20 protein-coding genes are annotated in these 21,241 nt (G+C 50.0%); 7 read left to right on the top strand and 13 right to left on the bottom strand.

The genetic code is table 11. The features are described 5' to 3' along the window. Positions 1-43: 43 nt before the first annotated feature. The 6 genes from DVH26_RS09295 to DVH26_RS09320 form a co-directional block, all read right to left on the bottom strand. Positions 44-2,527 carry a beta-propeller domain-containing protein gene (locus DVH26_RS09295; RefSeq protein WP_239633416.1) on the bottom strand — a complete coding sequence of 828 codons (2,484 nt, stop codon included), beginning with the start codon at positions 2,525-2,527 and terminating at the stop codon, positions 44-46. Positions 2,528-2,650: 123 nt separating this feature from the next. Beyond that, on the bottom strand, positions 2,651-3,982 hold the full coding sequence (locus DVH26_RS09300) for a sensor domain-containing diguanylate cyclase (RefSeq protein ID WP_239633417.1): 1,332 nt from the start codon (positions 3,980-3,982) through the stop codon (positions 2,651-2,653). A 405-nt stretch (positions 3,983-4,387) separates the two neighbouring features. Continuing rightward, positions 4,388-6,178 (bottom strand): oligoendopeptidase F, encoded by a 1,791-nt coding sequence (gene pepF, locus DVH26_RS09305; RefSeq protein WP_239633418.1) that lies wholly within the window; start codon positions 6,176-6,178, stop codon positions 4,388-4,390. A gap of 393 nt (positions 6,179-6,571) precedes the next feature. After that, positions 6,572-6,763, bottom strand: coding sequence for a hypothetical protein (locus DVH26_RS09310; protein WP_239633419.1), 192 nt, complete (start codon positions 6,761-6,763; stop codon positions 6,572-6,574). Positions 6,764-6,980: 217 nt separating this feature from the next. Continuing rightward, complete coding sequence (locus DVH26_RS09315; protein ID WP_239633420.1) at positions 6,981-7,778, bottom strand: TerC family protein; 798 nt, start codon at positions 7,776-7,778, stop codon at positions 6,981-6,983. Positions 7,779-8,071: 293 nt separating this feature from the next. Continuing rightward, positions 8,072-8,305: a hypothetical protein gene (locus DVH26_RS09320; protein ID WP_239633421.1), complete on the bottom strand. Its 234-nt coding sequence runs from the start codon at positions 8,303-8,305 to the stop codon at positions 8,072-8,074. A 206-nt stretch (positions 8,306-8,511) separates the two neighbouring features. On the opposite strand from DVH26_RS09320, the gene DVH26_RS09325 reads away from it, so the two are divergent. Further along, a complete protein-coding gene (locus DVH26_RS09325; protein ID WP_239633422.1) occupies positions 8,512-9,213 on the top strand; it encodes a class I SAM-dependent methyltransferase in 702 nt (233 codons plus the stop codon). A gap of 109 nt (positions 9,214-9,322) precedes the next feature. Continuing rightward, positions 9,323-9,520, top strand: a complete 198-nt coding sequence (locus tag DVH26_RS09330) for a cold shock domain-containing protein (protein WP_028547888.1) — start codon at positions 9,323-9,325, stop codon at positions 9,518-9,520. Between the two features lie 243 nt (positions 9,521-9,763). On the opposite strand, the gene DVH26_RS09335 is transcribed toward DVH26_RS09330, so the two are convergent. The 6 genes from DVH26_RS09335 to DVH26_RS09360 all read right to left on the bottom strand — a co-directional run bounded on the left by DVH26_RS09335 (position 9,764) and on the right by DVH26_RS09360 (position 16,471). Next, on the bottom strand, positions 9,764-10,411 hold the full coding sequence (locus DVH26_RS09335) for a nitroreductase family protein (RefSeq protein WP_239633423.1): 648 nt from the start codon (positions 10,409-10,411) through the stop codon (positions 9,764-9,766). Between the two features lie 105 nt (positions 10,412-10,516). Beyond that, on the bottom strand, positions 10,517-11,623 hold the full coding sequence (locus tag DVH26_RS09340; protein ID WP_239633424.1) for an efflux RND transporter periplasmic adaptor subunit: 1,107 nt from the start codon (positions 11,621-11,623) through the stop codon (positions 10,517-10,519). 14 nt (positions 11,624-11,637) lie between these two features. Beyond that, a complete protein-coding gene (locus DVH26_RS09345) occupies positions 11,638-13,029 on the bottom strand; it encodes an ABC transporter permease (protein WP_239633425.1) in 1,392 nt (463 codons plus the stop codon). Further along, positions 13,026-13,718 carry an ABC transporter ATP-binding protein gene (locus DVH26_RS09350; RefSeq protein WP_239633426.1) on the bottom strand — a complete coding sequence of 231 codons (693 nt, stop codon included), beginning with the start codon at positions 13,716-13,718 and terminating at the stop codon, positions 13,026-13,028. Before DVH26_RS09350 ends, DVH26_RS09345 begins: the two co-directional genes overlap by 4 nt. 237 nt (positions 13,719-13,955) lie before the next feature. After that, positions 13,956-15,122, bottom strand: coding sequence for an MFS transporter (locus tag DVH26_RS09355; protein ID WP_239633427.1), 1,167 nt, complete (start codon positions 15,120-15,122; stop codon positions 13,956-13,958). A 14-nt stretch (positions 15,123-15,136) separates the two neighbouring features. Further along, entirely contained in the window at positions 15,137-16,471 is a 1,335-nt protein-coding gene (locus DVH26_RS09360) for a multi antimicrobial extrusion protein MatE (protein ID WP_239633428.1), read from the bottom strand. Positions 16,472-16,709: 238 nt separating this feature from the next. On the opposite strand from DVH26_RS09360, the gene DVH26_RS09365 reads away from it, so the two are divergent. The 4 genes from DVH26_RS09365 to pfkA all read left to right on the top strand — a co-directional run bounded on the left by DVH26_RS09365 (position 16,710) and on the right by pfkA (position 19,899). After that, positions 16,710-17,027 carry a hypothetical protein gene (locus DVH26_RS09365; RefSeq protein WP_239633429.1) on the top strand — a complete coding sequence of 106 codons (318 nt, stop codon included), beginning with the start codon at positions 16,710-16,712 and terminating at the stop codon, positions 17,025-17,027. 198 nt (positions 17,028-17,225) lie between these two features. Next, complete coding sequence (locus DVH26_RS09370) at positions 17,226-17,822, top strand: hypothetical protein (protein ID WP_239633430.1); 597 nt, start codon at positions 17,226-17,228, stop codon at positions 17,820-17,822. 43 nt (positions 17,823-17,865) lie between these two features. Next, positions 17,866-18,891, top strand: coding sequence for a tetraprenyl-beta-curcumene synthase family protein (locus tag DVH26_RS09375; protein ID WP_239635327.1), 1,026 nt, complete (start codon positions 17,866-17,868; stop codon positions 18,889-18,891). Positions 18,892-18,933: 42 nt separating this feature from the next. Further along, positions 18,934-19,899, top strand: a complete 966-nt coding sequence (gene pfkA / locus DVH26_RS09380; protein WP_239633431.1) for a 6-phosphofructokinase — start codon at positions 18,934-18,936, stop codon at positions 19,897-19,899. A gap of 117 nt (positions 19,900-20,016) precedes the next feature. Here pfkA and DVH26_RS09385 read toward each other — a convergent pair whose 3' ends face one another. Then, on the bottom strand, positions 20,017-20,463 hold the full coding sequence (locus DVH26_RS09385; protein WP_239633432.1) for a peroxiredoxin: 447 nt from the start codon (positions 20,461-20,463) through the stop codon (positions 20,017-20,019). Between the two features lie 217 nt (positions 20,464-20,680). On the opposite strand from DVH26_RS09385, the gene DVH26_RS09390 reads away from it, so the two are divergent. Beyond that, positions 20,681-21,214 carry an NADPH-dependent FMN reductase gene (locus DVH26_RS09390; RefSeq protein ID WP_239633433.1) on the top strand — a complete coding sequence of 178 codons (534 nt, stop codon included), beginning with the start codon at positions 20,681-20,683 and terminating at the stop codon, positions 21,212-21,214. Positions 21,215-21,241 lie beyond the last annotated feature (27 nt).

Consider the following 21,241-nt stretch of genomic DNA (forward strand, 5'->3'; position numbering starts at 1 on the left):
AGCAGCATTTTCAGTTATAAAGGTTTTCTTGCAGGCTACGGAGCTACGGAAGCTGAACGCTTCCGAGCTCGGTGAGCGTAGCTTTATCCGTTGCTTTGATCATTTGCTGGGAGGCTGTATACAGTGTGCTGCCAATATACAGTATACGTTCAATATTCTTTTCATAGATTCCGCTGTAATACCCGGCCTTGCTGTAATCATCGGCGGTCAGGTGAGTGATCCTCCCCTGTAAGCGGAAGCCGCTGTTCAGATCAAGCTTGTATACATAAGCTCCCTGGAACGTAAATTCTCCGTAACGACTCGCCTCATTGAACGAGGAACCGTTCGCTTTCCTATCTTTGATCTCCATCACTTTGACCGGGAAGGCAAGCAATCCGTCTTCTTTCGAGAACAGCAGCGCTTTATGATTGCGGAGCAGCTCGGAATCGGTACCGCGGTCTCCAATCGTTTCCTGAAACAGCTCTTTCGGATTCGCAACATCGGTTACGTCGAACAACGCCATTTTCATTCCCTGATACAAACCGACGGTTTCCCCGGAGCTGTTCCCGTTTACGCCGCTTGATACTTCAACCGTGTCTTTGCCGAACCCGATAAGATGATTGTCGTCATAAGGATGCAGGTAATTGCTGTAGCCGGGAATTTTCAGCTTGCCCAATAGGGCCGGAGCTTGAGGCGCCGTCAAATCGATCACAAATAAGGGATCGACGGTGCGGAAGGTGACCATGTAGGCCCGGTTATCGGCATAGCGCACGGAATAGATTTGCTCGCCCGGTGCAATATCCTCAATTTTTCCGACCGTTTGCATGGCCGCATCCAGAACGTACATATTGTTTTTGGACGTATGCTCATCGGTACGGCCGATATTCCCTTTGGTTGTTGCTATACGGAAGTAGCCCTGATGCTCATCCATGGCAAACTGATTCAGTACGCGTCCCGGTACTTTGCCGCGTCCAGAGTATGTGACCTTGCCGGAGCCCATGGCGAATTTATAAATGACGGTGCTCGACTCCCCGGGCTGGATGACTGCACGGGTACGATCCGACGGCAGCTTCTCTCTGCTAACCGGTTCGAACTGCTGCGAAGCTACGTATAGATGCTCGAGGGACGCATACACCTGATTTCCCGATCCAAGGTAGCTAGTCACGTTCATAGGCTGAGCAGGATCACCGATGGATAGGCCGGCAACCATCAAATAATTAGGCGCTTGCGAGTTGGGGAAGTACCGTATATCTTCATATCCTATGGATACGTAGCTGCCGCTGACCGCTGAATCCCGATAGGAAGGGAGCGATCCGGCTATGGCGGCTTCCTTCTCGGGCAGACTTAAGGAGTCCCGGAGCACCGGGGCAATGGAGATGCCTCTGTTCGAGATCAAATATAGCGAATCTCCGATTTTTCTCGAGGACGTATACTGACCGTCCAGCTCCACTTCCCGGACTTTGGCCATTGTGCTGCGATCTCCCAGCTCATAGATCACGGCTTTGGTAGTTGTGCGGCCCGCTGGAAGCCTCACAATCATTTTTTCTTTCACGACCGAAGGCTCCGCAGATGGAACCGCAGCGCTGCTTGTCGCGGTGTCCGGCCCCGCTTGCTGAGGCTCCGGCTTGGAGTCCGTCCTATACAACGTAGTTCCAATGACGACCATGCGCTTCTCATCAATGTAGAGCTCTCTGGCGTGAAAATGGGGATCGTCAAAGGTAACGGTGCTAACCACTTTCATTTGATCCGTAGGAGCAGCCTTAGTTACAATCACCCGGTTCCGGTTCACCTGGTAAATAAAATCGCCGTCCGTTTTTATAATGTCCGCTTCGTCTACACCCTCCACTTGTACATTCGTCGTGGAGTAGGCCGGTTTGGATTCCGCCGCACCCGACGATGGGACGCTTGCCGCCGCTTTTTGCTTAGCCGTTGGCTGAACGGCAACCAAGCCTTCGCCTGCCATCGCTGTCACGCTAATACTGCCGTCAAAATTGACCCCGTATGGAACGGATTGCTCAAGCAGCTGCCGCATACGCTCAAAGGAACCTACCGTTGGCAGGCTTTGATCCGCATCCCATATGGAAGCTGTCTGGGAGGCAGCGTCCCAATATACATGAAAATCAAACGATTCGCTGAAAAATCGTAACGGAACCAGCAGTTCCCCTTGCTCCAGCATGGGAGCTGCATCCAATGTGACGGATTCGCTCTGGCGTAACGCTTCCTTATTTCCCGGCTCCAGCTTGACGGTATAGCCCGATTTGGTTGCGGTAGCTGTGTCGGCAGGGGAGCTTGAATCCCACTGTACCTGTACGCCGAGCGATTCGGACAGATCGTTCAGCGGAACCATAAGTGTGCTGTTGACGAGCCTGGGCGATGTCTGATACCGTACTGGCTGTCCGTTCAAGCTCAAGCCGAATGCAGAATTATCGGTGCTTGAGTCCGAGGGAGGCGAGGATCCGGTAGCGATCACGGTGCAAGTAAGCAGAGTGGCTAACGGTATTAACATTTTCATAGCGTTGTGGAGCATTCGCCTGGGCGATACCTTCATAGATTATCCCTCCAGCTTGCCGTAATTTTCCATCCTACCTATCTAACGAGGCAAGCCGGCTATTTGTTCCAGTCGGAAAAAAAGAAAAAACCGCACGGTTCGTTTCGAACGGCGGCTTGTCTTTCAATCATTGCCATAATAGAGTCGCACGAGATTGCGTCCTTCTTGCTTAGCCTGATACAATGCCTTGTCCGCCCGCAGGAACAGCTCTTTCGGGTCGGAATCGCGCGTAGGAATCATTGTCGCTGTGCCCAGGCTGATCGTAATATAAGAACAGCCTTCGGAGCGTGTCAACGGGATTTGCAAGGCCTCTACTTGCATTCGCAAATGTTCGGCTACGGTTTGGGCGCCTGACGCATCCGTCGAAGGAAGGATGATGACGAATTCCTCTCCGCCGTAGCGGGCGATGAAATCGATCGAGCGCTTGGCGGCTTTTTTCAACGATTCCGCTACGAGCCGGAGGCAAATATCTCCTTCGACATGGCCGTACGTATCATTGTAATGCTTGAAGTAATCGATATCGATCAAAATAAGCGACAGGGGGACGGCCATCCGGCTGCACTGCTTCCATTCCTTTTTCAAATACTCATCAAATCCGCGGCGGTTGGACACCCCGGTCAACGCGTCGACTGTAGACATTTTTTGCAGCAATTCGTTCGCTTCCAGCAGCTGCTTTTCCACATGCTTACGGGTCGATACATCCCTCGATACCGATATGATTTCCTTACGCAGGCCGTATGGATCGAGAATGGTACGGGCGGTAGTTTCGAACCAGATGTACGTTCCGTCCTTGCGGCGAATGCGGTATTCGGTCAGCATCGTCTTCGAGTCGATGAGCTCCTTGATGCTCGCATTATCTTCGTTGGGGAAATCCTCCGGATGGAGCAAATCGTACATATTTAGCCCCAGCAGTTCCTCCGGTTCATAGCCGAGCAGCGTCTTGGAAGCGGGGGAGACGTATAAGTAAATACCGTCCATCGACACTCTGGAAATCATGTCCGTTGAATTGTCGGCGATCATCTTATACATTTGCTCGCTTTCCTTGCGGAGCTTCTCGTTGTTTTTGCGGATGGTTATATCACGAAACAAAATGGTGAACAGGTCCTTGCCGGGGTAAGCATGAAATTTGAACCACCGGTTTATGGCAGAGTAATAAAAATCAAACGAATGAGTACGCTGGGTCGCCATAGAGGCCAAATAGTTGTCGTACAGCGGAGTGCCGACAGCGGTCGGAAAGCTTGTCCACACCGACATGCCGAGCAAATCGGTCCGTGGGCGTTCCAGCATCTTCTCCGCGGCTTTATTCATGTAGGTAATTCGTCCAAAGGCGTCCAGATTCATGATGCCGTCGGTTATGTTCTCAAGTATGGCTTGCGGAAGCGCGAAAGAGTCATCCTCTGTCTCTTCAAAGGTGAAGGGCTGCCGCTTTTCGATTTCTTTTAATGGATCAAGCATAGAGTAATCCTTCCTGGATATTGTGCTATGTTTGTTTATAACCGTACCGCACCATGCCTGGTTAGGAGGTTACTATCCCTTGGAATGTACAGAAAGCGACAATCGGATCCATTGCTGCCGAATCATTCTGACTTGTCAACAAAGCAAGCCGGGGTGCTCTTATGCTCTGCGGTAGATATTCAGTCGCCGAAAAGCCCCATTAGAGGCAATCCGGTAACTATGTATCGATAGTTTTATTGTAATGAATGCGGGACTAGAGTTCAATGTAAAAATGGAAAAAAAGGGACATTTTCGAAAAAATAAATGTTATATTATGTTCCATTGGCAGTTCGATTATATGTCAAAAACGATGTTGAGAACAAAGAAAGGCTGCAACACCTTGATGTCTGCAGCCTTGTTGTGTAATTATTTTGCCAATTGCTCCATTTGGACGAGCAAATCTTTGAATACATCCATAGCTTGCTTAATCGGCTCCGGTGTCGACATATCTACGCCGGCGCGCTTCAAAATATTGATCGAATAATCGCTGCCTCCGCTTTTCAGGAAACCAAGATAGCGATCGACGGCCGGCTGTCCTTCTTCAAGGATTTGCTTGGCAAAGCTGGTTGCCGCCGAGAAGCCGGTTGCGTATTTGTACACATAGAAGCTGTTGTAGAAGTGGGGGATACGCGCCCATTCCATTTCAATATCCTTATCCACAACCATATCTTTACCGTAGTACAGAACGTTTAGGTCGTAATAGATTTTGCTGAAGTCTTGAGGCGTCAGCGATTCGCCTTGCTCCGCCTTCTCGTGAGTGATTTTCTCGAATTCGGCGAACATTGTCTGACGGAATACTGTGGTACGGAACTGATCCATATAGTAGGTCAGCAGGTACATTTTTTCTTTCGGATCCGTCGACTTCTTGAGCATGTAATCCATCAGAAGCGCTTCGTTAAGTGTAGAAGCCACTTCCGCAAGGAAAATCGTATACTGAGCGTCGCGGTACTTCTGGTTAGCATCGGACAAATACGAATGAATCGCATGGCCCATTTCATGGGTGAGCGTGAACATGCTGTTCAAATTGTCCTTGTGATTCAGAAGCACGTACGGATGGGTGCCGAAAGCTCCCCAGCTGTAAGCGCCGTTGCGCTTGCCTTCATTCTCATAAATGTCGATCCAGCGGTTATCGAAGCCTTCCTGCAGGATGTTGAGATAATCTTGGCCTAGCGGCTTCAAGCTTTCCTTAACGGTAGCTTGCGCTTGCTCGTACGTAATATCCATTTTGTATTCGTCTACCAGCGGGGCGAACAGGTCGTACATGTGCAGGTCGTCGACCTTAAGCAGCTTTTTGCGCAGATCCATGTACCGGTGCATCAAAGGCAGCGACTGATGGATCGTATCGATCAGATTCGTGTACACTTCTTTCGGGATGTTGTCGCCGTACAGGGACATCTCCAGCGTAGAAGGATATTTCCGAACCTTGGAATAAAAAATATTTTTGTTTATATTGGCAGCCAAAGTAGCGCCGATCGTGTTTTTATTCTTCGCATAGGTCGCGTACATCGCTTGAAAGGCTTCCTTGCGCACTTCGCGATTGCGGCTCTCCAAAAACTGAATGTAACGCCCATGGGTCAGCTCGACTTCTTCACCCTGCTCGTTTTTCACCTTGGGGAATTTCAGGTCGGCGTTGTTGAGCATGCTGTAAATCGTGCTTGGCGCTTGAGAAAGGTTGCCTACTTGCGCAAGAAGAGCTTCCTCGGTTTTGGACAAAATATGCTGCTTCTCCCGGATCATTTCCTCCAGCGTCCGCTTATAAGAGCTAAGCGCAGGATCGTTGACGAGCTTATTCAGCTCCTCGTCGGATAAGCTTAATATTTCAGGAGAAATGAAGGACAAGGCCTCGCCGGTCTCCACGCTTAATTTTTTCGCCTTTTCGGATAATGCCTGGTATGTAGATTCTGCTGTATCCTCATGATGCTTCATGTTGGAGTACACATAAAGCCGTTCCATATGTAACGAGATGGAGTCTTCCAACTCAAAGCACTGCTTGATGGAGGATGGATCCTTCAACTTTCCTTGAAAAGCTCCTACCTTTTTCAAAAGTTCCTTGACTTCTTGGTACTCTTTGTCCCATGCTTGCTGGTTTGGAAACAGATCCTCCAAATTCCATGTATGCTCAGCAGGCACATCAGTTCGTTTAAGTACTTGATTCATCGGAGCCCTCCTCGTATTTTTGGTTGTAGGTTTGGTAAAGCCGTTTGCCGACATAGGAGCTGAAAGCACCGTTCCGGCGAACAGCAAGCCCGTCATTACCAACGGAAAAAAACGCATAGTGCTCACACTCCTGCAATTTTTTTCCTAGTATGACCGGATTGTAGATATATTATAAGGAAATTACCGATCGATGTAAAACAATGATGAGCGACCGCGATTTAAAGGTAAATTTCCTTGCTGATGAACGTATGTATTTCAGGGAGAGTACGCTCTCATCATAATAGGAATTCTTTTAGTGATGTCTAACCTTAGAAGCGGGACCACTTTTAGAGGTAGAATTCCTTGCTGATGAACGAATGTATTTCAGGAAGGGATGCTCTCATCCCGCTCGCCTTATACTCCGGCCTTGGTCATGGTGAAGAAGCTGTAGACGATCAGGGTGAAGGAGAAGGCCACCATAATAAGCGCCAATATGGCAAGAGGACGTTTCACATTGGAAGGAAGCGTATCTTTTTTCATAATTAAAATAAGTGCAAAGCAAAAAGAGATGATGATAAACGTAAGAAGAGTTGTAGAATTATTCATAAAATAGCTCCTCGTTCAGATTGCCGTGTATGCGTAGTATGCCCAAATTCCAACAGCGCCTTTTGTACAAAGGTATTCGACGCGGCCGTATTAATTCCTTGTTTTCGCCAATAGACTTCCTCTTATAAAAAAACGCCCTCATCCGATTCTTCCTTCCTAAGGAGTGCGGCTCCTTACAAAAGAGAAACGGAACAGGGCGTTTGTTTCGATAAGCGCTTTAGCCGTTGGATTTTACGAGGACTAAATGGCCTTTTTCATCCGTTCTTGCCTGGAAGCTGTCATCCGGACGAATGTTCGCTTCATCAACAAGCTCTTGAGGAATTTTCAAATGACCGTTGTCGTTAACCGATACGTTGAAACCGAACAGCTTGTTCCACAAGCCTGTTACCAGGACTCCGGCAACAATGAGTACCACCAATGCCCACTTAATAACCGGATTCGCAGCAAACCAGTCATGCACCAGCAGATCTTCCGTCAGCATTTTACCAGCCGTCAAGGCAAGCACGCCTGCACCTACATAAATGATCCATGGGAATTTCTCCATCCAGCGAATAAACAACGAGCTGCCCCATACCATGATAGGTACGCTGATAAGCAGACCGACAATGACGAGCAAGAAGCTTCCGTGCGATGCGCCGGCTACCGCCATTACATTATCGAAGCCCATCAAAGCGTCGGCGATAATAATGGTCTGAATAGCGGGCCACAGCTTATTCTGCGCCTGAATGTCATGATCCTTCTTGTCAACGAGCAGCTTGTAGGCGATCCAGATCAGCAGGATGCCTCCGATGAGCAGCAATGCAGGGAGCTTGAGCAGCCATACCACCAGCAAGGTTGCAACGGCACGAATTACAATCGCTCCGACAGTCCCCCAAAGGATAGCTTTTTTCTGATGTTCTTTAGGCAAGTTTCTGGCTGCGAGTCCGATGACGATCGCATTGTCTCCCGCGAGAACCAAGTCGATTAAGATGATGCTGAGTAGTGCACTAAAAAATGTCGGGTCTAGCCATTCCATGTCCTATCCGCTCCTTCTTTCTTATTGTTTACATAAAAAAGACCTCTACCGAACTCGGTAAAGGTCTCATTAAACAATAAAAGACCTCTACCGATAGGCAAAGGTCTTGCTAACAACGTTTCGTTGCCAATAAAGCCGGGGCTTGCACCCGAACTGACGACTTTACTGTGACAGCTACTCCCCTTTGGAGGACATCTTATGTAATTGACTTCATTATATGAGCGGGACAGGCTTTTAGTCAAGCCCCTTATTCATGGAATGATTTGTAATCCTTCCGTGTAATGTCAGGTTCATTACACTTCTTTAAACGCCTGCATGATCGCTGACCATTCTTCTTCATTGTCAGCATAGCGCTCCTTTGGAAAGCGCTCCTCCGCCCACTGCATCATCGCGGGTCTGCTAAGGAACGTATGGCATTCTTCGCCCCACTGATCGGAAATCTCGCGCAAAATAAGGGTTTTGCCGTTCACTTCGACGGTGAGCATGTTCCATTTGTCTTTTTTATAAATTAAATGCTTTTTAATCATTCAATACGGCTCCATTTCTTGTACAGGATATCGGCTGAATCATACCGCAATCATAGCAGGAAATCAAGAGCGGGGAAGGGAAAGAGGCTCTTGCCAGCATTTGTAAGACTGTGATAAAATCTCTTCTAAGTTCGCATAGGCGGACTTCGGGCATGCCCGAGCCGAGATGAGATGAGTCAGGTTCAATTAGAAGAGGAGAGATGAGCATGAGCGAGAAAGTGTATGAACAGACCGGAGTGGCGATGACATGCCGGTCGTATGCCGAGTATGAGCGGATGTTCGCTTTGCGGCATATCGATTTGAATGAAGGGCCGATATTGGATGTAGCCGCAGGCGCATCTTCCTTCGTTGCCGAAGCTAGCGCGAGAGGATTTCGTGCGCAGGCAGCGGACCCGTTATACGGGATGGACCCGGATGCGATTCAGGCACACGGGCAATCGGAGATTGAGAGCTCGACGCAGAAGCTGGCAGGAATCCGGGAGGTGTTCGACTGGTCCTATTATGGCAGCCTGGAGCGTCACCGTGAGCTGCGCGAGCAGTCTTTGCGATTGTTCATGGATGACTTCCGGAAGTCCGCCGGCGCAGGCAAATATACACCGGCCGGGTTACCTGAGCTTCCTTTTGATAATGATTCGTTTTCATTAGTGCTGTGCAGTCATTTTTTATTTTTATATAACGATATGCTCGGGGAATCATTTCACTTGCAGGCGATTCGCGAGCTGCTCAGAGTGGGTAAAAGAGGGGGAAGGGTTCTCATTTATCCGCTGCATTCGCTGCGCTGGGTTCGTTATCCGCAGCTGGATAGCTTACTGTCGGAACTCCGCCATGATGGGGTAGCTGCAGAGATGGGCAAGTCTGAATTGCCGTTTATACCGGGATCAACCGAATTTTTATGTCTTAGGAAATAAGAGAAAAATGGAAGCTTGATTCTTTTTTGCAGGTTGATTTATAATTATTCTGGTGATATAATTAACGTATTCGCTCTCAGATGGCGATACTTCTAGGAGGTTGTTTTCATTGAAAGGTACAGTTAAATGGTTTAACGCAGAAAAAGGCTACGGATTCATTCAAGTAGAAGGCGGCGACGATGTATTCGTTCACTTCTCCGCAATCCAAGGCGACGGTTTCAAAACTCTTGAAGAAGGCCAATCCGTTGAGTTCGAAATCACTCAAGGAAACCGTGGTCCTCAAGCAGCTAACGTCATTAAGCTATAAGATCAAAAAAACAGCGGCGTAAGACAAGAATAATCCATCTCTTGCAGATGGCTCTACATCATGGCATACGTCGGTTTTTCTTATATATTAGTGTCATAGCAAGCAGGAAGAAAGCAGCTCTCGATCATTCGGGAGACTGCTTTTTTTTGGCTCATCCAATCATTATGGGGTATGGACTTGAATCGACACAACAATAGAGCCGTGAGCTCTCCAAGGAGTCACGGCTTTACTGCTTTATTTCGGCTAGTTCACGATACGTAAAATTTCATCGACTTCCTTGCGGGGAAGCTTGCCGGGACGCTCAGAAGGATAACCAAGCGAAATGACCATGTTGATCTGGGAATGTTCCGGAATCTCCAAATACTCGCGAAGCTGCTCGGATGCAAGAAGAACAGGACCGGTCATCGGGCAAGTGGCAAGACCGCGAGCGTGTGCGGCCAGCATCAGATTTTGTGCGGCAAGGCAGCTGCTCTTGATGCCTTCCTCGGCCCAGACGGCATCGTCAACGAGCTGAACCGGATCGAAAATACGGTCTCTGAACTTGGACATATATGGCGTAGCCAGGCAGACGATCAAGACAGGCGCATCGGAGAAGGCGGTTGCGTACGGTCCGAAAGACTTGACCAGCAGGCGCGCTTCTTTGCTCAGGCCGCGCTGCTCGGCTTCGGCTGCTCTCTTATGGAGCTGATCCCACGTCATTTGCTCAATCTCTTTAATCTTCTCGCGGTTCACGATGGCGATGAATTCCCAGGTTTGCGAGTTCGTATCGCTAGGCGCGTAGCGGGCGCAATCGATAAGCTCTTTTATATCCTCAACGGCTACTTCTTGCTCGGTGAAACGACGTACGCTTCTGCGTTCGTGCAGTATTGTTTTAAAATCGTTATATTCCATTGGTACTCCATCCCTTCAAACATGCAAACATGATTATGACTTGGTACTAAAAGCCACCATTCATTATATCCGGTTTGGAGGGGGATGACAACCTTTGCGTTGCCCTTATTGAATCACCACGGTGTCTCCTTCGTTCAAGCCCTTCACAATCTCCGTTTTTTCTGGAGTTTCCAATCCGATTTCAATTTCTTTCTTTTCCAAACCGTTAGGCCCGTTTTGAACCATGACGTAATATTGATCCTTGTCGCGCTGAATGGCGAGAGTGGAGACGACCAGAGTACCCGGCTTCTTGTCGGTCATCACCGTAGCGGTCAGGCTCAAGCCGGCGATGAGCTGCTCATTTTGCTCCAGGGAGATGGTGACCTCGAATTCGGCTGCCGCCGTTTTACTGGCAGAATCACTGCTGTCCCCTGTATTTTTGGCGAATTTGGAGATACGCTCGATTTTTCCTTGAAGCTTGGTATTTTTGAGAGCATCGACCTTGACCTCCACCGGCATGCCGACCTTCAGCTTGAACAGATCGTATTCTCCCACCGTGCAGATGAGCTGCAGCTTGGTCAAATCGACGATTTTTCCTACCCGTTCGTTTTCCTTCAAAGATTGCGGCTGCTTGGTGCTGTCGAACAAAAATATGCCGTTCACAGGGGCCGTGAATTGAGCCGCTTGGCGCTTCTCCAGCTTTTGCGCGAGCTGGGATTGCATGTGCTCGAGATTCAGCCTCGAAATCTCCTCCTGTATTTCTTGGCTTTTCGACTGCGCATAGCGCTGCTTCGCCGCACTCTCGTTGATGCCTTCCGCACTGACGGCTGCTTCTTGTGCTCCCGTATCGCGCTGAAATTCGGCCAGCTTGAGCTCCAGCTCCTGTTTTTTCTTATTGGCCTGAAGCTGCGCTATTTCATCGTCGAGCGCTGCGCTGTCCAGCTGGAACAAGGAGTCTCCCTTGCCGACCTGTGCGCCGTCGGTGACGGTCCACGCTTTGACATCCGCAGAGAAGGGGGCGTTGATGTAGGTTTCATTTTGATAGGACGTTTTCCCTTTCACTTCGACGGAGCTGATCAAATCCTCCCGGGTTACTTTGAATGACAGAGCGGACATTCCTTGATTGATCTGCTGCTGCGGCGCCGGCTTGGAATGGCTTTGCAAATAGAGGAAAGCGGTTATTCCGATTACTGCGGCTCCGGCTATAGCCGATATCCATGTTTTCTTTTTCATCGCTTAGTTGTCTCCTAGTCTCGTTTGATAGCGGTCAATGCGTCGGTGCGGGATGCTTTGATGGCGGGGTAGATTCCCGACAAAACACCGGTCAGTACGGCAAAGAACAATCCTACAGGCAATATCCACGGGCTGATGAACAAGATTTCCTGCTCGGCTCCCGGACGCGGAGGGGAAAATTTCATGACGACGATGTTGATCCCCCAAATAACCCAGTACGATAATAAAATGCCGCAGCCGCCTCCCAGTACTCCAAGCAGAGCGGATTCGACCATAAACATATGCCGGATCTGCTTCAAGTTGGCTCCCAGCACCTTCATAATGCCGATCTGCCGTCTTCTCTGATACGTGGACATGGTCATAGCAACGATGATCGAGATGGAAGCGACGAACAGAATGAACAAACCGACGCCGCCGAACACCAGGCGCAATATAACCAATTCCCCTTGCATTCGTTCCTCTCGGAACAGGTTCGTCTCGGTAGACAGCTTCAGCTTCTTGATCCACTCATCCAATTCCCGGACGTGGGAGCTTTCATCGACTTTAATTTTGACTTCATTATACTCCGGCTCCGGCTGTGCCGCTTTCGTACTCGAACCGGATTTGCTGCTCGCGTTCGAGTTGGCTTCGGCCATGGCGTCGCGGATCTTTTTGCCGAGAGCGGGGGAGATGAACGCCGTCTTCATGTTGCTAACCATATCGTCGGAGACACCTTCCGGCTTCTTCAAAATGCCGACGACACGAAGCGGGAACTGAATGCTCGAGATCTGCTGCCCGTTCGGCATGAAAATTTGCGGCTTCAAAATAATCTGCTTTTGATAGACGGGATACGCAATAATGCGCTGGTTAAGATAGTTGTCGAGCTGCTCGCTTTCGGACTGCTCCTCCTGGCTTCCGGAACGGGAGAGCTGTTCGTCGAACAGTCCCATCGTGGCACCGTAGCTCAAGATGATCGTATTGTCCATATCGGAGGCTCCTCCCTGATGCAGCTCGGAGCCGAAAGCCTCCAGTGTGTCCAGCTCGGTAGCGTATACGTTGTAGAGCTGACCTCTCTTATTATCTACCTCGAACTCGAATTGATTGAACGTCTGGTAGGTGGCCAATGCTTTGACATAGGGAAGGCTGCGCATAATGTCTATTTTGGCCTTGTTCAGCTCGTACGCCTTGGAGGCATTGGTATCCTTGGCGTCGGCGCCTTTGGCAATTCCGTTCCGCACGGTTATTTCGTCCGATTTCATATAGAAGCTCATCTGCGTCTTGCTGTAATGGTTGATCGATTCGCCGAACGACAAGGCAACGATGATCGAGGCGGAGCCTATGGCGATCCCCATGGCGCACAGCGCGGTGACGACCATTCTCCGTCTCAGCTGCTCCCAGCCCAGCTTCAAGTAATCGCGGAGCCTCATTCGTCCTCACCCGCCTCAAGTGGTTCCTCCACCAAATAACCGTCCCGCAGCTGGATTACTCTACGGGTTCGTTTGGCCACTTCAATCTCGTGGGTGACAATGACAAACGTGATCTGCGATGTTTTATTAAGCTCGAGAAGCAGATCGATGATTTCTTTCTCGGTCTTGGTATCCAAATTCCCCGTAGGTTCGTCTGCGAACACGATCGCCGGCTCGGTAATCAGGGAGCGGGCGATACTGACGCGCTGCTGCTGGCCGCCCGATAATTGGGAGGGGAACATTTCCGTTTTCTCTCCCAGCCCTACTTTCGTCAGCAGCGCTACCGCCTTCTCCTTGCGGATTTTGGCTTTGATGCCCTGAAATACAAGCGGCAGCTCGACATTTTCACGAACCGTCAAGTGCGGAATCAGCTCATAGGATTGAAAAATAAAGCCGATATGCGTCCGTCGGAACTCCGCCAGCTGGTTTTCGGACATTTTCTCAATCGGATGCCCGTTAATAAGAATGCTTCCTTGCGACGGCTTCATTAAACCGGCCATCAGGTTAAGAAGCGTCGATTTGCCGGATCCAGAGCTTCCGAGAAGCGAGACAATCTCCCCTTTGGACACGGTAAAATGAATATCGTGAAGGACCGGCGTCTCTTCGTTTCCGTTACGGAACCGATGTGATAAATGATCTACTGCAAGCACGTAACCCCTCCGTCTTCCGTTCGTTAATTTAAAGATGGCACCGAATGCGTCATGTACAGCATTGAAAAAAGAATGCGAAAAAGCCCTGTTGCAGGTCTGCAGCAGGGCGGATTGCTCACTCGCGCCATTTCCTCGCAGCATGCCTATACTATAGACGACGGAAATGGACATTTTCTTGCGTAGCGGAACGATTTTCTGAGCGAAAATTTGAACATTTCTTGACTAACTTGGCAAACATTAGTCGTGCTTGTAAGCATAATGCAAAAACAGGAAGCCGAATACGGCAATCAAGGATAGCGCTGCGCCAATACCGTACATGACGTGCGGACCGAAATCGCGGAACAGCCAGCCGCCCAAAGTACCGCTGACGAGCCCGGCAACTCCCGACCAGCAGACGGCGAAGATCGCTTGGCCGGTAGCCCGGAACTCATCGGGGACATTCCTCTGGATATAACGGATGACGGTAAAGAAGAAGATGCCGAACGAAATGCTGTGCATGGCCTGAATGACGATAACCCACAACGGATTCTCGACCTGGCTCATCAGCAGAAACCGGACGACATATACGATAGCGCAAACGGCCAGAAGAGGCAGCTCCTTGTACTTGTGACCGTATTTGCTGAGCAGGAAAAAAATCGGGATTTCGCTCACGGCCGAAACCATCCACGACCAGCCGACGATGGAGGGGTCCGCCCCCAGCTGCTTCAAGAACAGGGCTAGAAACCCGTCGTTAAACCGGTGAGCTACCGAAACAACCGTAATGGTCAGCAAAAAGAGCACCATTTGCCGGGAAGCGACGATTTGCACCATGCCGGAAAACTGGATTTTTTTGCCCGATTGACTGCGACCGTCCGTAAGCAGCGTCGACAAAACGAGGGATAGGCCAATTGTAAACAAGCATAGGATAGCCGTTAGGCCGGAGCCGCGCTGCTGAAGCAGCAAACCGAAGAAGAGAGAGGCTGCTGCAAACCCGATAGAGCCCCAAATACGGAAGGAGGCGTAGCTTTTGTTCGTTCCGCTAATATTCAGCAGCGTCAAGCTGTCGTTTAACGAGGTCGTCGGCGACTGGAAGAAAAAGAACACCGCCATAAAGACCATGAGCCACCCAAAATTCGCCGTCTGAAAAACGACGAACGACGTGACGAGCTGAGCGGCAAGGATGACGAGCAGAATCTTTTTGACGGTTTGAAGCTTATCGCTGATTATGCCCCAGAACAGATTCGACACGATGCCGATCAACGGTCCGATGGAGTAGAGCAGTCCGATTTGAATCGTCGAATATCCAACCGATTGAAAATATAAAGGAAAATACGAGACAATGACGGCCGTTGTCATAAAAAATGAAAATGTAAAGGCGCGCTGCGCACCGTAATGAGGCTTGCGCTGTTGAATTCCGCTTTCCACGTAATCACTCGATTCTATGTTTTAAAAGTCATTCGTTCCGGCAGCTTGTCGGACGTCTTCCACAATTCCCTAAGGACGAACCAGACGACGGCCGCTTCGGCGGCAAGACCGAGCGATTGCGCCAAAGCTCCGATCATTCCGTTCCAGCCCGGACTCCACATCACGCCGAGCACGAGGGAAATCAGCGTCACTGTGACGTTCGCCGCCTGGGACCAAACCATTACCTTCGTTTGTCCGCGCAGCATGATCATTCCATTGCCGAAATCAAGCCAAGGAAATACAAGCGTCGTAATCATAAACACTCGCAGCGTATCGAGGCTGGCGTGCATAAGCCGTTCGTTCACACCCATGACATTCTGCATGAATAGCGGTCCGAGCGGAGTATAAGCAAGCATGGCAATCAGCAGACCCGGAATGAACGCAAGCATGAGCGTGAAGCGCATGACCGTCTGCGAATCTTTGCGGTAAAAGTTCAGCACGATCTGATGAATGTAGGAGAAAAAGCTTTGCACCAGGTTCGTCAAGCTTCCCGCAATGGCGAATGCCGCTACAGCCAGCTGGAAATCCATCGTTTTGCCCAAAAATGCATTAATTGCAGGCCCGACGATAACGGCGATGACCGATGAGTAGAGCAGCGGGCGGTAAAATTGAAATATCTGCTTGGGCTTTTCGATCGGATGGTCCGGTTTTTTCTCGGGAATTTGCTTCAATAGCGAACGGCCCTCCCAGACACTGACCGCAGCCTCGACCACCATTCCTGTCAGAAAAATAATAGCCCCGACTTTACCGCTGTCAACCTGGTTCGTATGAATGAAGTAGAGCGACAGCACGTACATCGCAATAAGCCGGATTACCATCCCGATCGTCAGCCATTTGGTTCGCATATTAAAAATGATAATTCCGTGATACAAACAGCGCAGTCCCGAAAAAATACTGACGAACATTAAAATCTTATATACATCGACCATGGGCTGAAGCAGCGATTCCTCGACGCCGAAAAAATGCAAAAACACCCATTTGCCTACTGGAGTGTAGCAAATCAGGGCGCCTAACAGCATAATTGCCGCCAATATATACCAGCTGATGATGGACATGGCCCGGAAGGAGACGCGGTCGCGAACCAGAGCCGAGCAAGTTTGCCGCATAAGAACGGCGGGTCTTTCGGTGATGCCCAGAATACTGAGAGGCAGCGCGTAGCTTGCGATAATAATCTCCGGATTGGCGGAGCGGGCAAGCGTACTGTTAATGATGACGTGAGAGATCGTGACGAGGCTGGACGCTATTCCGAGCGGGATGAAAAAGGTCAGCAGCTGCTTATACGTCACTCTGGGTTGTTCGATGCTACTCATAAAGTCAAGGCTCCTAGGTATGTTTAACGTTAACAATCATTCTTCCTAGTATAGCATAGAAATTCCCGAGTGGAGCGGAAAATTTACATACCTACTGGCAGAGGGTTGCGGCTTCGTGGTACATTTATGTAGATAAAGAAAGTGCAGAAAAATAACCCCGCAAAGTGGCGCTTTGACTTCGAAGCCAAAGCGGATACTTTGCCGGGAGCCCCGAAAATTAAGAAAGGCGGAACCATTTATGACATGGACTTTCGTACAAGATGAACGACTTGGTATACCGCTGCCTCATTTGGACAAAGAATGGGAAGAGTACTCCGATCAAGAGCGGTCTGATATATTGCTGCGCTGGGAAGAAATCCGGGGAACGATACCGGATCAGATCAAACGTCTCGAGAAAATCATTATCCGCAAGCAAAATCAATTGAATGTGGAGGATAATTTCAAGCTGTCCTGCGAGCTGAACAGCGAGATTGCCGAGCTGGCGGGCACCATTAACGAGCTTCACCTTTGGTTCCGGGTCAATCAGGACGTGTCGGCCTCCGCTGCGCATCATTGAGATAAACCTCTATCCAGGTCTTTCGAAGAGGAGTGATCTCGTTCAGATGTAGGTCTATTCGCCAACAGAAAAGTTTGTTAAGCACTTTAATGCTTTAACGAAGTTAAACTTTCCTATGTGGTAAGAAATAGATGGGCATTGTCTTTACTTTGTAATATAATTAAGGTTACGAGTTTTATTGTGATGAGGTGATTGGTTTTGGCATGGACGGAAGCGGTCGAGAAGTTATGGAATATGTTAAGAGATCACCGGCCTTCCCTCTACCCCATGGAGGAATGGGATGATTTGCACGATATCCGGATTTCGAAGCTGCCGCAGGAGGGCCTGGATTCCCGTGCGCTTTCTAATGCGAAGGCGGTCAAGGCGGGATTGCACCTGCTGAATGAAAGCCTGGAGGCTTCGCATAAGCTGTCCCAGGAATTGCACACCCCGTTAGGCAGCTATTGGCATGCAATCATGCACAGGATGGAAGGCGACTACGGCAACTCCAAGTATTGGTTCCGGCAAGGAGGGGCGCATCCCGTTGGCGATGCCTTGCAGGCTGCGGCCAAAGCGCGGGTGCAAAGCTATGCTGCGGAAGCCTTCGGCAGCGACTCGTTAAAGAATCGGCTGGATAAGCTGGTGTCGGGGCCGTCCTGGGATCCGTACTTGTTCGTGGATATAGTGGAGCAGCAGGTTACCGTCGTTCAGAACGAACTGGCGGAGGAGCTGCTGACAGAGCTGCAATGGGTGGAAATCAAGCTTCTCGTGCAATACTCGTTCCAGCAGACCGGAGGACATTCCCTTGAGCTCTGATCTGCGCCGCATGTCGCTTGTCCCAGGCAACTCTATTCATCTGATGCTCCGAGTATACCGGTATGTGCTGCCCGAGGTAAGGGAGCAGTTGAAGTTTTGGCGCTCCAAGGCGGAATCCATTCCGGATCTGGAGCTTCAGAAGCAGGCAATTGACAGCATGACGAGCAAGCAGTTTCACTGTGAAGGCGGGGCTGTATATGCTGCCGCTAATTTGCCGATGCGTCATGTGCTTATTCCGTTAATTGTCGCTTTCCAAACGATCAGCGATTACTTGGACAACCTGTGCGACCGCAGCACGTCGATGGACCCGGACGACTTCCGCATGCTGCACCAATCGATGCTCGATGCCGTCGATCCGGCGGAGCCGCTGCACGATTATTACGCACTCCGGCAGGAGAAGGAAGACGCCGGGTACTTGAATGAGCTTGTCAAAACATGCCAGGCTAGCATCAGGCTCCTGCCGTCCTATTCTTTGGTAGCGGACAACGTACGCAAGCTTGTAGGGCTTTATTGCGACCTGCAGGTGTACAAGCATATTCGCCATGAGCTGAGAGAGGACGCGCTGCAAGCCTGGTGGAGCAAGCACGAGGCGAGCTTTCCGGCCATAAGCTGGAATGAGTTCGCGGCGGCGACGGGGTCGACGCTGGGCGTATTCATGCTGTTTCTGGCAGCCTCGGATTCCCAATTGAAGCCGGCTGCCGTAGAAACGATTCACGATGCTTATTTTCCGTATATTTGCGGATTGCATATATTGCTGGATTACTTGATTGACCAGGAAGAAGACGAAATCGGCGGCGATTTGAACTTTTGCAGCTATTACGACAACATGGATCAGACGGTAGAGCGGATTGCGGCTATCGTGCTGGAAGCGCGCAACAAAGCGAACCGGCTGGAGCATCCGGCGTTTCATCGCATGATTATTGAAGGTTTACTCGCATTGTATTTGTCCGATCCGAAAGTAAGCAAGCAGAAGCAGGTCAAGCAAATTTCACGGGAATTAATGAAAGGCAGCCCGTTGACGCGCCTTTTTTTCTTCGTCAACAGTGTTTGGATTCGTAAAACATCATAATTTCCCGAGCACCTGAGTGCAAGGAATAGGAGGAAACCATACATGTCTATTAAAAAAATAGCCGTTTTGACCAGCGGCGGGGATTCGCAAGGAATGAACGCCGCAGTGCGCGCGGTTGTGCGCAGCGGGCTGTTTCACGGGTTGGAAGTTTATGCGGTGCAGCGCGGCTATGCCGGTTTGATCAACGACGACATCCGCGAGATGGACTTGCGAAGCGTGGGCGACATCATTCAACGCGGCGGCACCATTTTGCAAACGGCTCGCTGTAAGGAGTTTATGACACCTGAAGGGCAGCAGCTCGGCGCGGACAACCTGCGGAAGCGGGGCATCGACGGTTTGGTAGTTATCGGCGGCGACGGCTCTTACCAAGGCGCCAACAAGCTGAGCAAGCTGGGCATCAAAACGATGGGCTTACCGGGAACGATCGATAACGACATTCCGTTCACAGACTTTACAATCGGTTTCGATACGGCCGTCAGCATTGTAGTTGACGCGATCAATAAGCTGCGCGACACCATGAGCTCCCATGAGCGTTCTTCCGTTGTTGAAGTTATGGGACGCCACTGCGGCGATATTGCGCTGTATGCCGGACTGGCCAGCGGTGCGGAAACGATCCTCGTACCGGAAGTGCCGTTCGATCTCGATGAAGTAGCACAACGGATGGCGGGCAACTTCGACCAAGGGAAGCGCCATAGTATCGTCGTCGTAGCGGAAGGCGTGTGCAAGGGCGAAGAAATCGCCAACGAAATCACGAAGCGCAACGGCATTGAGCCGCGCGTTACGGTGTTGGGCCATATCCAACGCGGTGGAGCTCCGACTCACAATGACCGTATTCTCGGAGGGAAGCTGGGCGATTTTGCCGTCCGCAAGCTGATTGAAGGCGAATCCGGCAAATCATGCGGCGTCATCAAAGGGGAATTGGTTACGACTGACATCGATAAAGTAGTCAACTCGAAGAAAGAGTTTAATATGGAACTGTACGAACTGACCAAGCGCTTGTCCCAATAAGGCTTCATTGCGAAACAAGAACACCCCGTGGAACGGCCCGCTTAAGGCGAGACGGTTCCATGGGGTGTTCTTTTTACGGCTTAAGCGGCCAAGAACAGGTAAAGCGAATGACGGATCTTAGTTCGTTGTAAGCAGATGCTCCAGAACGGCCATGATCTCGGAGGTAGGGCGGTTCCCTTTTTTGGCGTACACGATTGTTCCGTCAGAGGCTATCACATAGACGACACGCTGCTGGCCTAGAAGAAACACTTTCCCGACGTCGTACAACTGGCGGATCCGTTCCTCGTGATCGGAAACGAGAGGGAAGTCATACATAAACTTTTGGGAAAATTTCCGATGCTCCTCGACGGATGCAGGATTTATACCCAGTACCAGCGCATCATATTTGGCATATTCCGCTTTGGAGTCACGGACGGCACACAGCTGCTTCGTACAAATAGGCGTTTCGTCCTTCGGGTAAAAGATTAAGACAATCGGCTGTTTACCGAGATAATCGTTCAATCGGATCGGACCGAGCGTAGAGTCGGCTTCGAAGGCGGGAGCTTGTTCGCCTATCATCAGCATGCATCATCATCTCCTTTATAGATTGTCCGTTAGTTTCATTGTAGCTAATATTAGAAAAAACATGCAACAATGACCGGATTCTGATACGATAGAAAGCATGGCCTATAGAAACGGATCCTTGTAGCTTTTGGACAGAAAAATAGGCGTTTCCATAAGTTGACTTAGTATACATTGTATACTACTATGTGTATAAAGTTAAGCGAAGGAGCCAAATGTGATGAAAATAACCATTTTAGCAGGCAGTAATCGCAAGCAATCGACTAGCACCCAATTATGCCGATATATCCAAACCGTTCTGGAAGGCAAGGAATGCGAAGTTACGCTGATTGATCTGAATCAATCGCCTGTACCGATTTACAGCCCGGATGTCGAAGCGAATGACACTAACCTGCTGTTCATGAAACAGCAATTGAAGGATGCGGACGGCATCGTTCTGGCAACACCCGAATACCACGGCGCTCCAAGCGGCGTATTGAAAAACGCACTGGACCATGTCGGCTTTGAGCAGTTCGACGGGAAAGTCGTGCTCTCCGTCAGCTCTACGGGAGGCGCTGTTGGCGTAAGCTCCTTGCAGCAGCTGCAAACGATCGTCCGCAACGTGCACGGCATTAATTGCCCCGAGTGGATTTCGATCGGAGGCGATCAGCGCGTGTTTACACCGGAAGGAGAACCGGCGGACACGAAGGTGAAGGACCGGGTTCATCGCACGGTAAATTATTTTGTACACATGGTAACGACGTTTCGAGGTTAATCAACGAAATTTTGGAGTGAATAATTG

The organism is Paenibacillus sp. H1-7 (assembly GCF_022354825.1).
Taxonomy (GTDB): domain Bacteria; phylum Bacillota; class Bacilli; order Paenibacillales; family NBRC-103111; genus Paenibacillus_S.

Excerpts from the sequence above, each read along its gene's own strand:
- DVH26_RS09295 (WP_239633416.1), bottom strand. The coding sequence starts at position 2,527 with ATGAAGGTATCGCCCAGGCGAATGCTCCACAACGCTATGAAAATGTTA.
- DVH26_RS09300 (WP_239633417.1), bottom strand. The coding sequence starts at position 3,982 with ATGCTTGATCCATTAAAAGAAATCGAAAAGCGGCAGCCCTTCACCTTT.
- pepF (WP_239633418.1), bottom strand. The coding sequence starts at position 6,178 with ATGAATCAAGTACTTAAACGAACTGATGTGCCTGCTGAGCATACATGG.
- DVH26_RS09310 (WP_239633419.1), bottom strand. The coding sequence starts at position 6,763 with ATGAATAATTCTACAACTCTTCTTACGTTTATCATCATCTCTTTTTGC.
- DVH26_RS09315 (WP_239633420.1), bottom strand. The coding sequence starts at position 7,778 with ATGGAATGGCTAGACCCGACATTTTTTAGTGCACTACTCAGCATCATC.
- DVH26_RS09320 (WP_239633421.1), bottom strand. The coding sequence starts at position 8,305 with ATGATTAAAAAGCATTTAATTTATAAAAAAGACAAATGGAACATGCTC.
- DVH26_RS09325 (WP_239633422.1), top strand. The coding sequence starts at position 8,512 with ATGAGCGAGAAAGTGTATGAACAGACCGGAGTGGCGATGACATGCCGG.
- DVH26_RS09335 (WP_239633423.1), bottom strand. The coding sequence starts at position 10,411 with ATGGAATATAACGATTTTAAAACAATACTGCACGAACGCAGAAGCGTA.
- DVH26_RS09340 (WP_239633424.1), bottom strand. The coding sequence starts at position 11,623 with ATGAAAAAGAAAACATGGATATCGGCTATAGCCGGAGCCGCAGTAATC.
- DVH26_RS09345 (WP_239633425.1), bottom strand. The coding sequence starts at position 13,029 with ATGAGGCTCCGCGATTACTTGAAGCTGGGCTGGGAGCAGCTGAGACGG.
- DVH26_RS09360 (WP_239633428.1), bottom strand. The coding sequence starts at position 16,471 with ATGAGTAGCATCGAACAACCCAGAGTGACGTATAAGCAGCTGCTGACC.
- DVH26_RS09365 (WP_239633429.1), top strand. The coding sequence starts at position 16,710 with ATGACATGGACTTTCGTACAAGATGAACGACTTGGTATACCGCTGCCT.
- DVH26_RS09375 (WP_239635327.1), top strand. The coding sequence starts at position 17,866 with ATGCTCCGAGTATACCGGTATGTGCTGCCCGAGGTAAGGGAGCAGTTG.
- pfkA (WP_239633431.1), top strand. The coding sequence starts at position 18,934 with ATGTCTATTAAAAAAATAGCCGTTTTGACCAGCGGCGGGGATTCGCAA.
- DVH26_RS09385 (WP_239633432.1), bottom strand. The coding sequence starts at position 20,463 with ATGCTGATGATAGGCGAACAAGCTCCCGCCTTCGAAGCCGACTCTACG.
- DVH26_RS09390 (WP_239633433.1), top strand. The coding sequence starts at position 20,681 with ATGAAAATAACCATTTTAGCAGGCAGTAATCGCAAGCAATCGACTAGC.